The sequence below is a fragment of the Hydrogenophaga sp. SL48 genome (assembly GCF_021729865.1).
In the GTDB taxonomy this organism is placed as follows: Bacteria; Pseudomonadota; Gammaproteobacteria; order Burkholderiales; family Burkholderiaceae_C; genus Hydrogenophaga.
This window is the reverse complement of record NZ_CP063400.1, coordinates 1644424-1658407: the sequence shown is the minus strand read 5'-3', so window position 1 is coordinate 1658407 and position 13984 is coordinate 1644424. Positions and strand designations below refer to the sequence as shown.

10 protein-coding genes are annotated in these 13984 nt (G+C 68.3%); 2 read left to right on the top strand and 8 right to left on the bottom strand.

Annotated elements, in window-relative coordinates:
* Window positions 1-63: 63 nt before the first annotated feature.
* Window positions 64-1536: an APC family permease gene (locus IM738_RS08000; protein WP_236965344.1), complete on the bottom strand. Its 1473-nt coding sequence runs from the start codon at window positions 1534-1536 to the stop codon at window positions 64-66.
* Window positions 1537-1912: 376 nt separating this feature from the next.
* On the opposite strand from IM738_RS08000, the gene IM738_RS07995 reads away from it, so the two are divergent.
* Window positions 1913-3034 (top strand): ABC transporter substrate-binding protein, encoded by a 1122-nt coding sequence (locus IM738_RS07995; protein WP_236965343.1) that lies wholly within the window; start codon window positions 1913-1915, stop codon window positions 3032-3034.
* Between the two features lie 37 nt (window positions 3035-3071).
* On the opposite strand, the gene IM738_RS07990 is transcribed toward IM738_RS07995, so the two are convergent.
* Complete coding sequence (locus IM738_RS07990) at window positions 3072-4733, bottom strand: methyl-accepting chemotaxis protein (RefSeq protein WP_236965342.1); 1662 nt, start codon at window positions 4731-4733, stop codon at window positions 3072-3074.
* A 278-nt stretch (window positions 4734-5011) separates the two neighbouring features.
* Here IM738_RS07990 and IM738_RS07985 point away from each other — a divergent pair, with 278 nt between their 5' ends.
* Entirely contained in the window at window positions 5012-5686 is a 675-nt protein-coding gene (locus IM738_RS07985; RefSeq protein ID WP_236965341.1) for a TorF family putative porin, read from the top strand.
* Here IM738_RS07985 and IM738_RS07980 read toward each other — a convergent pair.
* The 6 genes from IM738_RS07980 to IM738_RS07955 form a co-directional block, all read right to left on the bottom strand.
* Window positions 5673-6671 carry a helix-turn-helix domain-containing protein gene (locus IM738_RS07980; protein ID WP_236965340.1) on the bottom strand — a complete coding sequence of 333 codons (999 nt, stop codon included), beginning with the start codon at window positions 6669-6671 and terminating at the stop codon, window positions 5673-5675. The genes IM738_RS07985 and IM738_RS07980 overlap by 14 nt on opposite strands.
* Window positions 6672-6805: 134 nt before the next feature.
* The gene (locus tag IM738_RS07975) at window positions 6806-8266 is read right to left on the bottom strand and encodes an aldehyde dehydrogenase family protein (RefSeq protein WP_236965339.1); all 1461 of its coding nucleotides are present in this window, start codon (window positions 8264-8266) and stop codon (window positions 6806-6808) included.
* A 70-nt stretch (window positions 8267-8336) separates the two neighbouring features.
* On the bottom strand, window positions 8337-9785 hold the full coding sequence (locus IM738_RS07970; RefSeq protein ID WP_236965338.1) for an NAD-dependent succinate-semialdehyde dehydrogenase: 1449 nt from the start codon (window positions 9783-9785) through the stop codon (window positions 8337-8339).
* A gap of 28 nt (window positions 9786-9813) precedes the next feature.
* Window positions 9814-11241 carry an NAD-dependent succinate-semialdehyde dehydrogenase gene (locus IM738_RS07965; RefSeq protein WP_236965337.1) on the bottom strand — a complete coding sequence of 476 codons (1428 nt, stop codon included), beginning with the start codon at window positions 11239-11241 and terminating at the stop codon, window positions 9814-9816.
* Between the two features lie 26 nt (window positions 11242-11267).
* Window positions 11268-12242 carry a Bug family tripartite tricarboxylate transporter substrate binding protein gene (locus tag IM738_RS07960; protein ID WP_236965336.1) on the bottom strand — a complete coding sequence of 325 codons (975 nt, stop codon included), beginning with the start codon at window positions 12240-12242 and terminating at the stop codon, window positions 11268-11270.
* Between the two features lie 40 nt (window positions 12243-12282).
* Window positions 12283-13959, bottom strand: coding sequence for a bifunctional 3-(3-hydroxy-phenyl)propionate/3-hydroxycinnamic acid hydroxylase (locus IM738_RS07955; RefSeq protein WP_236965335.1), 1677 nt, complete (start codon window positions 13957-13959; stop codon window positions 12283-12285).
* Window positions 13960-13984: the final 25 nt, after the last annotated feature.

Sequence of the window (13984 nt, the reverse complement as noted above, 5' to 3'; positions counted from 1 at the left end):
GCCAGGGGGATCTCTCCCCCTGGAACCTTGGATGCGCGGGCGACCCCCCGCCGGGCCAGCGCTTCAGGTGCGGCTGGCACCCATGCTGGCGAACGCTTTCGGATGGGCGGTCCGCAGGCGGCTGGCCAGCAGCCAGCCCACCACGGCGGCCAGCGGGATCAGCGAAGGCAGGACGATGCCGAGGCTGCCCCCCTGCATCCCCGTGAGATCCCCGAAGTTGAGGAAGATGTAGACAAACAGCGCGGCCATGATCAGACCGGACATCACCGGCATCACCCAGGAGACCAGCAGCGAGGCCTCTGCGTGCCGGCGGAAGAAGGCCACCACCGCCAGCGACGTGACCGACATCATGCCCAGCACGCCCAGCACACCGATCTGCGAGATCCAGGTGAACATGTTGAGCACCGGGTCGAGGCCCAGGCCGGCGAACACGGCCAGCACGATCAGCGCACCGATGGTCTGGGCCACCGAGCCGACGTGCGGGCTCTGGTGCGTGGCGTGGGTCCTGCCGAAGGCCGCGGGCAGCAGGCCTTCCCGGCCGGCGACGTAGCTGTAGCGCGCGATGTAGTTGTGGAAGGCCGACAGCGCCGCGAACAGGCTGGACACCAGCAGCACCCCGGCAATGGCCGGCACCGGACCGCCGACATAACGGCCGGCCAGCTCGAAGAAGAAGGTGGTGGGGTCCTGCAGGCCCTGGAGTGTCGGGATCAGTTCGGCCGCACCGACGCCGGCGATCATCAGCCAGGTGGTGAACACGAAGAACAGGCCGATCAGCAGCACCGACAGGTAGGTGGCGCGCGGGATCGTGACGTCCGGGTCGCGCGCCTCTTCGGCGTAGATGGTGGTGGCCTCGAAGCCCATGAACGACCCCAGGCAGAACAGCACCGCCACCGTGAACGAGCCCGAGGTGATGGCCGACATGTCGAACAGGTTCAGCGACAGGCCGCTCGCGCCCCCCGTGCCCAGGATGGCGAAGTCCACCAGCAGCACGATCAGGTACTCCAGCAGCACCAGCAGCACCAGCACCTTGGCCGACAGATCCACCTGCCGGTAGCCCAGGATGCCGACCAGGAGCACGGCCACCAGGCTGTAGACCCACCAGGGCATGTCCAGGCCGAAGCCGCCGAACACGCCCGCGGAGACGCCGCCCAGGAGACCGATGAGCCCGAACTGCAGGGCGTTGTAGGCCACCAGGGCCACCATCGCGGTGGCGCCGCCCCAGCAGCCGCCCAGGCCTCGGGCCGCGTAGGCGTAGAAGGCCCCGGCGTTGCGCACATGGCGGGACATCGCCACGTAGCCGACGGAGAAGGCCAGCATGATCAGGGTCATGAACAGGAAGGTCGCGGGGACACCCGTGCCGTTGCCGAGCAGGAACGCGATGGGCACGGCCCCGGCGACCCCGGTGAGCGGCGCGGCCGCCGAGATGACCATGAACGTCACCGAGACGAGACCCAGCGAGTTCTTGCGAAGCTGGTGGGGCCCGCCGTGTGGTGGGTATGCAGGGGTTTCCTGCTCTGACGGATGGTTGTCTGCCATGTGGTTTTCACTGTCTGTCTGCTGCCGATACCAAAGCCCCGCGCCGGCACATGGGGGATCGCGGAACCTCCGCGAATACTGCAAGTCTGGGGGCATCACAGGCGCAACGGTTATCCCGGATCGGCAACTTTTCAGCCCCCAGAAGCGGCACCCTGCCCCGCAACCCGACATGCCGATTTGGGCTATGGGCGGCACCGGGCAGCACCTAACATGCCCTGCACAAGAGCGACTCCTTGCGGGGAGGACGCGTCGAGGCGGCACCCGGCTGCCTTCGGTCTCCGCCCCTGGCGGCTTGTGTGCAGATTGGAGAACAACGTTGCGCCACGACCCGAATCCTTTGCCCTCCTGCAGATCAGCTGGGAGCCACACCCGCCTGATGCTGACCCTGTGCCTGCTGGCCGGCGCCCTGATGACCCGGGGCGCCATCTCCGCCGAGCTGGTGGTGGTGCAGGTGGCGCCGCAGAAGGGTGAGCTGGCGCACTACACCAGCGAGCTGCGCGCGGGCATGCAGGCCCATCTGGAGCACGTCAACGCCACCGGGGGCATCCGGGGTGACACCGTCCGCCTGGTCTCGCTGGACGACGCCGCCGACCCGGCGCATGCCCTGAAACAGATCGAACAGGCGGCGGCCACCCTGAACCCGGTGGCCTTCCTGTACCTGATCGGGCCCGAGACCTTCGCAGCCACCCTGGACGCCAACATCTTCGGACGGGTCGGCGTTCCCCTGCTGGGCACCTCGCCCGCGGCCGTGCAGCTGCGCTCCCCGACGCGGTCGCACGTCTTTCACCTGACCCAGGGCGAAAACAGCGAGTACGAGAAGCTCGCCCAGCAGCTGCGCACCATCGGTCTTCGCAAGGTGGCCCTGATCCACCGGGACGACCCCGCCACCATGGGCGAGGTGAAGTACTTCGAACAGTCTGCCGCGCGGGCACCCTCGATCGAGGTGGTCGGTCGCGCGGCGGTGGCCGGCAACAGCGGCCAGCTGGACAAGCCTTTCGAACAGATCGCACAGATGCGTGCCGAGGCCATCGTGACCATGCTGCCGGTGGAGGAGACCGCGAAACTGCTCAAGACGCTCCGCGCGAAAGGCCTCTTCACGCCGCTGTACGGCGCCTCCTACAACGAATCGGGACGGCTGTTCGACCACGCCGGCGAAGCGGCCTCGCGGGGCATGACGGTGACCCAGGTCGTGCCCAACCCGTTCGGCGGCTCCCTGCCCGCCGTGCGCGACTACCAGACCCAGATGAAGCAGTACGCGCCCAAGGACACCCGGCTGAGCACCCTGTCGCTGGAAGGCTTCCTGGCCGCACGGCTGCTGGTGGAGGCCCTGCGGCAGACGCCCCGCCCGGTGACGGCAGCGGGCCTGCGCAACACGCTGGAGCAGCGCGGTCCGTTCGACCTCGGCGGACTCAAGGCCACGTTCTCCAGCACCGACCACGTCGGGCTGGACTTCCTGGACATCGGCATCGTCACCTTTGGTGGCCGCCTGCGCTACTGACCGCCAGCGCCTGAACGGATGGGCCTTCGGCGTCCGTTCAGGCCTGCCCCTGCCAGACGCGTTCGATCGTTCTGCGAGGCTCTGTCGGCTCGAAACCGGCGATGAACCCGTTGATCCGGCCCAGCAATGACGCGGTGCCGGGCGCATCCTTCACACCGGCGACGTACACCAGCGCTTCCGACACCAGTCCATTGGGAACGACATCGATGCGGTGGGACCATGGGCTGGCGGGATGGGTCGCCGCCCAGTGAAAGATGGGCCGTTCGGCAAAGAAGGCGTCCACCTTGCCGTTGACGAGCGCGTCGTAAATCAGCTTCGGGTCCGGGTAGGACACCAGATTGCCCAGGGCGATCCGGCCACCGGGTCGGTGGCGGTTGGTTTCCCAGCGAACGCCCGCGGCCTCCAGCGCCTGCATCGCGCCGAGGTCGTAGCCGCAACCGAGGATCTTGCCCGCCAGGTCGGGCAGACCGGTCACCGTCACATCGCCCTTGCGGCGGGCCAGCACGAGGGGATGTTGCGTGTACGGCCGTGAGTACACGAGCCCCCTGAGGTCATCCATGGGAGGCAAGGCGCTCCACACCACGTCGACCGGCGGCTCGTCCCACGTCCGGCCGTGGTGGGTCAGCCCCAGGCACTGGTCCCAGGTCTGCTCGACGAATTCGATGCCCACCCCCAGCCACTCCGCGAAGGCACTCGCATAGGCCACGTCCAGGCCCTGCAGGGGTTCACCGGGCCGCAGGCGAAAGGACAGGCCCACAAAGGAAGGGTCGACCGCCACCCTCAAGTGGCCTCGCCGAAGCACCACCTCCAGCAGGTCTTCATCGTCCCTCAGCGACAGGTGGCGACGCTGCAAGACATCGGCCAGGGCCGGTGGTTGCCGGGGCGGGTCCTGGTGCAGAGGCTCCTGCAGTTCGACCAGGAGCGCGGTCGAGTCGGCCACGCGCTGCTGCGCGGTCTGTGTCCGCCGCGCGAGTTCCGGAACCGTCTCGGCGATCACCCGGTTGGCCGAGCGCAGATGATCGAAATCGGACGAAATGTCGTCCAGCAGACCGTTCATGGTCGCCAGGCTCTCTCCGATGCGACCCGACAGCTGCGCCAGCTGGGTCTCGCTCTCGACACCGACCTGGTGGAAGCTCTGCTGCACGGCGCTCAGGTCCATTTTCTCGGTGGCCTGCCTGGCGCATTTCAGCGCGTCCGCCGCCAGGCGGCGAATTTCGTTGGCCACGACGGCGAACCCCCGCCCCGTCTCGCCCGCCCGTGCCGCTTCGATGGCCGCGTTGATGGCGAGCATGTTGATCTCGCGGGCAATGCGGCTGATCGCGTCCAGCACCTCCTGAACGGCGCGGTCCGTGGTCTTCAGTGCATCCGACGCTTCGGCACTTCCCCGTTGCAACCGCTCGGACACGCCCTGTGTCTCCGCCACCAGCGTGCGCTGCACACCGTTCGCCAGCGCCTTGCTGCTGTGCATCCGTTCGAGCGAACCGCTGAGGGTCTGATCGAACACGCCAGCCCGGCCGCTCACCTCAAGAATCGCGATGTGCATGCTGTGGAGACAGCGTTGCGCCGCGTGCTCCAGCTGCTCGGAGACCTGCAATCCGCACCCGAGCATGGCGTCTGCCTGCCGCGCCTGAAGCAGGTCCGTGGTGTCGGGTGCGGAAGGCCGCTCTCCGGGTGCGCGATCTTGTCTGAACCAACCCATCACGGGCCCTCCTGTGGTGTGGTGCGGTGCGCGGCGCTCACCGGACAGACAGACGGGTGCTGCCTCTGCATGGGTGCCGAGCGTACCGGCGGACCCGGCAAAGCAGGAGCCCAAAACGGCAACGGTTGTCATGAGGCACTGCTGCCGTTTCGGGCTAACTGATCACCGGGAGGCTCCATAGCATTCACGCCACCTCGCGCCGATCCGTCCTGGCCGGCAGAGGCTTCACCTCCATCACACGCATTGCTTTCCCACGCCCATCGAAAGAGAGAGACACCATGAAAAAAATCATCCACCCCTTGGCCGTTGCGCTCGCGCTGGCGGCCGCCAGCGCACCTGCGGCGGCCGCAGGTGTGTCGTTCAACGTCGGCTTGACCTCCCTGTACAAGTACAACGGGATCGACCAGGACGTGCGCACGCCCAAGAACGCGCGCCCTGCCCTGCAAGGCGGCGCCGACGTCGACTTCGGCAACGGCCTGTATGTCGGCAACTGGAACTCCACCGGCCAGTTCGGCGCACAGGGCAAGGCCGACCTGGAGATCGACCTCTACGGCGGCTACCGTGGCGAATTCGGTCAGGGCTGGCGCTACGACGTGGGCGCCATCCGCTTCGTGTACCCGAAGGACAACACCTGGAACGCCAACGAGTGGTATGTGCGACTGGGCCACGGCATCTTCTCGGCCCAGTACGGCCACGGCTTTGGCAATGGCAACAAGACGGCCCGCCTGGCGCTTTCGCTGGCGCAGCCGCTGAGCGAGAAGCTGACCCTGGAGGCCGGCGTGGCCTTTCGCAACCGCCACAACATGGACAGCGCGAAAGACGCCCACCTGGGTCTGGTCTACGACCTGGGCTCGGGCCTGATGGCCTCCGGCCGCATCAGCGGCGCCGAGACCGCCAAGACCGGCCCGGCGGGCAAGACCCGCCTGGTGGTCGGCCTGATCAAGACCTTCTGAGCGAGCGGTGGCCTGAATGCGCCACCGTGGGCCGGCCATCCGCGCGCAGGGTGTCGGATGGCAGCTCGCCAAACAGCTCGCGGTAGTGGCGCGCGAAATGGCTGAGGTGGAAAAACCCCATCTCGGCCGCCGCGTCACCCACCGGCAACTCATGCGCCGCCGTCGTGCCCAGGCGGCGGCGAACGGCATTGAGCCGCAGGTTGCGCAGGTACTCCAGCGGGCCGATGCCCGCCACGCTCTGGAAGCTGGCCTGCAGCGTGCGGCGGCTGACCCGAAGCTGTGCACAGAGCTCCAGGATGCTCAGGGGGCTGCAGACGTTGCCCTCCACCAGTTCGCGGCTGCGCCTGACCATGTAGCTGCTCACCGACGAACCGCAACGCGTCTGGGTGTCCGGGTCCCCGACCGCGGCAAACAGGTCGAGGAAAGCGTTGAGCAGCATCTCGTCCATCACCTTGTCCAGGGTCTCGGTCGGTGCGTTGGTGGCGGGCTGCAGGCTGGATTGCCGGAGGATCAGGTACAGGGTGTCCTTGAGTCGCGCGGCCGCCGCTTCGGTCACCGCCAGGCCCGCCGCGCCCCTGGCCAGGGCGGTCTGACGGGGCGAGAGATGCAGCTCGGCCATCTCGATGAAGCGCTCAAAGTCCACATTGGCCGCCACCAGGCTCAGGCCTTGTGGCGCGTGCAGCGTGAACTCCTCGCTGTTGCGCAGCAGCACCACGCGCGACAAAGGCGGCTGGGCGCGCCTCGCGCTGGCGGCTTCCAGCGACATGTCCGACACCGCCAGGCACAGGCGCTGACCGGGGCAATGCCCCCGCTGCACCACCTGCCGGTTCAGCACCTCATGGAACATCTGGAAGGTGTGGGTGGACACCTGGCGCAGGCTGCTGTGGAGCGAGCCCGGCGAGAGCTGGTCGTAGTGCTGAGACCAACCCGGGATGGCACGCGCGTGCTGGTGCACGTCGTTGAACGAACGCACTTCGACATTCATGAGACGTCTCCGGAAAAACGCTGGGCGGCGGGCACACCGGGGTGGCCCCCAAAGCGGTGCGACCGCCTGGCTGTCCACAAACCACGCCAGCAGCGCGCCACAGGACGCGCTGCCGGCTCACCCCGTCGAGGGGGCTACAGCGCCAGCGACACCACTTTTTCTTCGAGGTAGGCGTCGAGCGCCTTGCGCGAAAGGTCTCTGCCGACACCGCTGTCCTTGGTGCCGCCCCAGGGCAGGCGCGCGTCCAGCGGGCTCCAGCAGTTGATGGCCACCGCGCCCACCTCCAGCTGCGCGGCCACGCGGTGCGCGGCGGACACGTCGCGCGTCCAGACGCTGGCCGAGAGGCCGTAGCGGCTGTCGTTGGCCAGGGCGATGGCCTCGGCCTCCGTGTCGAACGGGATGATCGCCCCGACCGGGCCGAAAATTTCCTCCTGCGCGATCTGCATGCCGGGGGTCACGTCGGTGAACACCGTCGGCCGCATGAAGAAGCCGTTCGCGGGTGTGTCGCCCTCGTCGCCGCACAGGCGCCGGGCGCCTTCGGCCAGCGCCGTGCCGATGCTGGCTTGCACCCGCGCCCGGTGGCGCGCGCTGATCAGCGCGCCCATCTGCGCGCCTTCCACATCCGGCCCACCGAGCTTCACCGAGGCCGCGGCGGCCGCCAGCGCCTGCTCCACCTGCGGCACGAGCGAGCGGTGCACCAGGATGCGCGAGCCGGCCGCGCAGGTCTGGCCCTGGTTCACGAACAGGCCCATGGCCACGCCGGGAATCGCTTCGTCCAGGTTCGCGTCCTGCAACAGGATCTGCGCGGCCTTGCCACCGAGCTCCAGCGTGACGCGCTTGAACGAGGCCGCCGCCTGCTGGGCGATGATGCGGCCCACACCGGTGCTGCCGGTGAAGCTGATCTTGCTCACGTCGGGGTGGGCGGTCAGCGCGGCACCCGCTTCGGGCCCCATGCCGTGCACGATGTTGACCACGCCGGGCGGAAAGCCCGCTTCGGCGACGAGTGCGCCCAGCTGGCCCACGGCCACCGGCGCGTCCTCGGAGGTCTTGATCACCACCGTGCAGCCCGCGGCCAGCGCCGGGGCGAGCTTCCAGATCGCGATCATCAAGGGCGCGTTCCAGGGCACGATCAGCGCCGCCACGCCCACGGGCTCCAGGCGCGTGTAGTGCAGCATCTGCCGCCCCATGAACCCGGCGGTGGGCACGGTGCGCCCTTCGAGCTTGTCGGCCCAGCCGGCGAAGTAGCGCAGGGTGTCGACCGACATGGGCAGGTCCATCACGCGCATGTCGAAATGGGGCCTGCCCTGTTCGGTGGCCAGCGTGGTCACGAAGGCCTCGGCGTTCGCTTCGAGCAGGTCGGCCAGGCGCGCCAGGCAACGGCCCCGCTCGCTGGCGGGCAGCTCCGCCCAGGGGCCTCGCAGCGCCTGCTTCGCCGCCGCCACGGCATCGTTCACGTCGTCGGCGCCCGAGGCGCTGACCCTTGCACAAGGCCGGCCGGTCGCGGGGGCCAGCTTCTCGAAGGTGGCGCCGGATCGGGCCGGCCGGTGCTCGCCGTGGATGAGGTTGTTCAGTTCGAGGGAGGTGTTGGCGTTCATGGGATGTCTCCTGTTGTTGTGTGGGTCGATGGCGCGACCGCTTCAGCGGCCGTCGCCTTGGCTCAGCCTCTCAAATGCCGGCCATGTTGATGTACTTGACCACCAGGTAGTCGTCCATGCCGAGGTGCGAACCTTCGCGGCCGATGCCCGACTGCTTGACGCCACCAAAGGGCGCCACCTCGTTGGAGATCAGGCCGGTGTTCACGCCCACCATGCCGTACTCCAGGCGCTCGGCCACGCGCCAGACGCGGCCGAGGTCGCGCGCATAGAAATAGCTGGCCAGGCCGAACTCGGTGTCGTTGGCCATGGCCACCACCTCGTCTTCGGTCTCGAAACGGAACAGCGGCGCCAGCGGGCCGAAGGTCTCTTCGCGGGCGACCAGCATGTCCTGCGTGACGTGGCTCAGGATCGTGGGTTGAAAGAAGCTCTGCCCCAGGGCGTGGCGCTGTCCGCCCGTGAGCACCTTCGCGCCCTTGGACACCGCGTCCGCGATGTGCTGCTCGACCTTCTGCACCGCCTTGTGATCGATCAGCGGGCCGATGCGCACGTCGGACCCGGTGCCCTCGCCCACCGTGAGCTGCGCCACCGCCACGGCCAGTTTGGAGGCGAAGGCCTCGTACACCTTGCTGTGCACGTACAGGCGGTTGGCACACACGCAGGTCTGCCCGGCGTTGCGGTACTTGGACACGATGGCGCCTTCGACCGCGGCGTCGAGATCGGCGTCCTCGAACACGATGAAGGGCGCGTTGCCCCCCAGTTCCATCGACACCTTCTTCACCGTCGCGGCGGTGCGCGCCATCAGCGAACGGCCGACCTCGGTGGAGCCGGTGAACGAGAGCTTGCGCACCAGCGGGTTGTCGGCCAGTTCGTCGCCCACGTCGCGCGCCGAACCGGTGACCACCGACAACACGCCCGCGGGCACACCGGCCCGCTCGGCCAGCACAGCCAGGGCCAGCGCCGTCAGCGGCGTCTGGCTCGCGGGTTTGACCACCATGGTGCAGCCCGCGGCCAGCGCCGGGCCGGCCTTGCGCGTGATCATCGCGGCCGGGAAGTTCCAGGGCGTGATGGCGGCGCAGACCCCGATGGGCTCCTTGGTGACCACGATGCGTTGCGAGGCCACCGGCGCGGGAATGGTGTCGCCGTACACGCGCTTGGCTTCTTCCGAGAACCACTGGATGAAGGACGCCGCGTAGGCGATTTCACCGCGCGCCTCGGCCAGCGGTTTGCCCTGTTCGCTGGTCATGATCAGCGCCAGGTCGTCCTGGTTCGCCATGATCAGCGCGTACCACTGGGCGAGGACGGCCGAGCGCTCCTTGGCGGTGCGCGCACGCCAGGCCGGCCAGGCGCGGTTGGCGGCCTCGATGGCCTGGCGGGTTTCAGCGGAGCCCAGGCGCGGCACCTTGGCGATCACGGCGCCGGTGGCGGGGTTGGTGACTTCGATGAACGCCGTGCCCGACACCCACTGGCCGCCGACGAGACACTGGCCAGGCAGCAGGGAAGGATCTTTGAGTTGAAGCATGTGAAAACCGGTAAACAGGAAAGGAATCTCAGATCTGCGTGACCATCTTGGTCACGAGGAAGCCGTCGAAGGTCTCGGTGCCGCCTTCGCTGCCGATGCCGCTGTCCTTGACGCCGCCAAAGGGCAGCTCGGGGTGCGCCATGCCGGAATGGTTGATGTTGACCATGCCCACCTCCAGCCCGTTCATGACCTGGGTGGCGGTCTTGTGCGACTCGGTGAACACGTAGGACGCCAGGCCGTAGGGCACGCTGTTGGCCAGCCGCAGCGCCAGCTCGGTGCTGTCGAACTTCAGCACCGACGCCACCGGGCCAAAAGGCTCCTCGCTCATGATCCGCGCGTGGGCGGGCACGTCGGCGATGACGGTGGGCGAAAAGAAATGGCCGCCGTCCCCCAGGCGCGCGCCACCGGTCAGCACCCGTCCGCCGGCGCGCGTGGCGTCGTCCACCAGATCACGCACCGCCTGCAGCCGGCGGTCGTGGATCAGCGGCCCCATCTGCGAGCTGGGCTCCAGGCCGTTGCCGACCTGGATGGACTGAATGGCGTCCACGAAGCGCGCCACAAAACGGTCGTGCACACCGGCCTGCACGAACACCCGCGAGGGCGAGACACACACCTGCCCGGCGTTGCGCGTCTTCATGCGCGCCAGCAGCGTGGCCGCGGCGTCCACGTCGGCGTCGTCGAACACCAGCACCGGCGAATGACCACCCAGCTCCATGCAGACGCGCTTCATGTGCTGGCCGGCCAGCGCCGCCAGCTGCTTGCCCACGGGCACCGAGCCGGTGAACGACACCTGCCGCACCACGGACGATTCGATCAGGTGCTTCGAGATCTCCGCAGGCTGGCCGAACACCACGTTGAACACCCCCGGCGGCAGACCGGCGTCGTGGAAGGCGCGCGCCATCTCGACGATGGCGCTGGGCGACTCTTCCGGCCCTTTCAGGATCAGGGTGCAGCCCGCGCCGATGGCGGCGGACACTTTCTTGATGGCCTGGCTGAGCGGGAAATTCCAGGGGCTGAAGGCGACGCACACGCCCACCGGCTCGCGGATCACCAGCTGGCGCACGCGCGGGTCGCGCGAGGGCACCACCCGGCCGTAGATGCGGCGGCATTCTTCGGCGTGCCACTCGACGTGTTCCGCGCTGTTCAGCACCTCGGCCCGGGCATCGGCCAGGGGCTTGCCGTTGTCCCGCGTGATGCCGTGCGCGATGGCCTCGACACGGGTGCGCAGCAGCTCGGCGGTCTTGCGCAGCACGGCCGAGCGGTCCATCGGCGAGGCATGCCGCCACTGCACGAAGGCCCGTTCGGCCGCCGCCAGGGCCGCGTCCAGGTCCTGCGCCGTGGCGCAGGGCAGATCGCCCAGGCGCTCCAGCGTCGCGGGGTCGTTCACCGTCAGCGTCTGCCGGGTGCCGGCCTCGATGAACTGGCCGTCGATGTAGAGGGTGAGCGTGGGGTACATGGGGTCTTTCGTTGGCGGCAACGTGGTCACTCGATCTTGATGCCCGCTTCGCGGATGACCTGCTCGTACTTGACCGCTTCCTGCTTCATGGAGGCCAGGGTGTCGGCCGGCTTCGACGTGCCGACCTCCAGGCCGCGGGCGGCGTAGTTGGTCTTCATCGGCGAACCGGCCACGGCCTGGACCACGGCCTGGTTGATCTGGGTGATCACGGCGTCGGGCACCTTGCCCGGCGCGAACAGCGCGAACACGGTGGACGGAATCGAACCTGCCTTGCCGCCGGCTTCGGTGATGGTGGGCACCTCGGGAGCGAAGCCCGCGCGCTGCTCGTCGCCGATGGCGAGCAGGCGCACGCGCTCGGACTTGGCCTGCGCCGCCAGCGCGACGCCGCCCGCGATCACCACGTCCACCTCACCGGCGGACAGGCCGGTGATGGCCGGACCGATGCCCTTGTAGGGCACGTAGGTCTGGGTGTAGCCGTGCGCCTTGGACAGCATCTCCATGCCGATGTGCGTCACATGGCCGTTGCCGCCGGTGCCCGCATTGAGCTTGCCCGGGTGGGCCTTGCCGTAGGCCACCAGCTCGGTGAAGGTCTTGACGGGCAGCCCCGAACGCACGCCGATCATCAGGTTCACGCGGGCCAGATCGGTCACGGGTTTGACGGCCTCTTCCCACTTGTACGGCAGCTTCGAATACAGCATGGGGTTGGTCACCAGGGCCAGGCGGTCGACCATGAGCAGCGTGGCGCCATCGGGTTCGGCCTTGGCCACCGCATCGGTGCCGATGATCGAGTTGGCGCCGGGCTTGTTGTCGACCACAAAGGTCTTGCCGGTCTGCTTGGACAGGGCGATGCCGATGTCGCGGGCCAGCACGTCGGGCTCCGTCCCGGCCGGATAGGGCACGACGATGCGCACCGTGGTGGCAGACCATGACTGAGCATGGGCCGCACCCATGGTCACCGCCAGCATCACACTGCCCAGCACACACGATTGGAGGGAGTTCATGGGGATCGTCCTTTTGGTTGGTTGATTGAGTGGTGGCAACTCACACCGCCATCGGTGCGTCGGCGGTCGCAGGGGCAGGCGCTTGGCGCATGGCGGGTGCGGTGGTGGGCAGCACGGCGTCGCAGAACTTCCGGAGCTGTGCGGGCGCGTCCTGGGCCAGGCCGGCGGCGGCCACGAAACGGTCTGGCCGCAACAGGACCCAGTCCACGTTCTTTTTCTGGAACCACAGCTGCAGGTCGTTTTCCATGTCCTGGATGACGTCCACCCCAGGGCCGGCCGCCGACATGCCCGGCTCGCTCGCCCCGCTGCGGGCGCGCACGCCCACCAGGCGGACACCACCGAGGGCCTGGAGCTGGCTCATGAGCGCGGCGGGTGCCTGGGCCAGGGGGTCGCAGCGCCAGGAGAGCAGCGCGAACTGCCCGCCGATCACATCATCGAGCTTCTCGCAGCGGCCCGTCAGGCGCGCCACATTGGGCTGGATGAACATGCGCCCCACCAGCTCGTCCTGGGGGGCGTTGCCGCTGTTGAGCACCACCCCGGTCGAGAACCGGGGCATGGGCTTGAACTTCATCTGCAGCACGTAGTCGCGGAACTTGGGCACGTTGCGGATCGAGAGGAAGAACCGGTCGCGCATCCAGGCCACAAAGCGGTTGCGCTGCGACAGCACCGCACCGAACAGGTCGGCCAAGTCGATCATGGCCTTGGTGTGCGCGTGGCGCTCGTCGTGGTAGCTCTGGAGCAGCTCGGGCTTCATGCGGCCCTGGACGATCCAGGCCAGCTTCCACGACAGGTTGAACGCGTCGCGCAGGCCGGCGTTGAGCCCCTGCCCGATCCAGGGCGGCGTGATGTGGGCGGCATCGCCGGCGATGCAGATGCGACCCGCCACGAAGGACTTCGCGACCCGCGAGTTGTGCGTGTACACCCGGGCCCGGATCACGTTCAGGCGCTCGGGGTCGGCCACGTGGTTGCGCAGCAGTTCCTGCACCTTGTCGGGTGCAAGCATCAACTCGCCGTCTTCACCCGGGAACAGCATGAACTCCCAGCGCCGCAGCCCGTACGGCAGGCGCAGGCAGACATAGGGGCGGCGCGGCTCGCAGTGCAGGGCCGTGTAGGGCGCGTCCAGCGGGTCCTGATCGCACTCGATGACCACCCACTTGTTGGGGTGCGTCTGACCTTCATACGGAATCTTCAGCACGCCTTCGCGCACCGTGCTGCGTGCACCGTCGGCGCCCACCAGGTACTGCGCACGCACGGTGGTGGTGCCGCCGCCCTCGGCCTGCAGGACCGCCGTCACACCTTCGGCGTCCTGCTCGATGGACTGCAGCGCCACGCCAAGTTGCGTGGTGACATGCGGGTAGCGCTCCAGGCCCTTGCGCAGCGTCACCTCGCCCAGGGGTTGCGAGAACAGGTTGCGACGGAACCAGCCGAACTCCCGTGTGCTGGGCAGGATCTCGGCAAAGCAGCGCTTGTCCGCCGTGTACATGCGCATGGGCACGTTCTGGATCATGTCCTGCAACATGGCCTCGGCCAGACCAACCGCCTGGAAGGTGCGCAGGGCCTCGTCGTCCAGGCCCACGGCGCGCGGGAAGTCCAGCACCTGGGGGCTGCGGTCCACCATGAGCGTCTTCACGCCGTAGTGCCCGAGCAGGTTGGCGATGGACACGCCGACAGGGCCGGCGCCGACGACCAGCACTTCGGTGTCAATGGTGGGCTTCATGGCTTTGTCTCTCAATAGGGGTTGT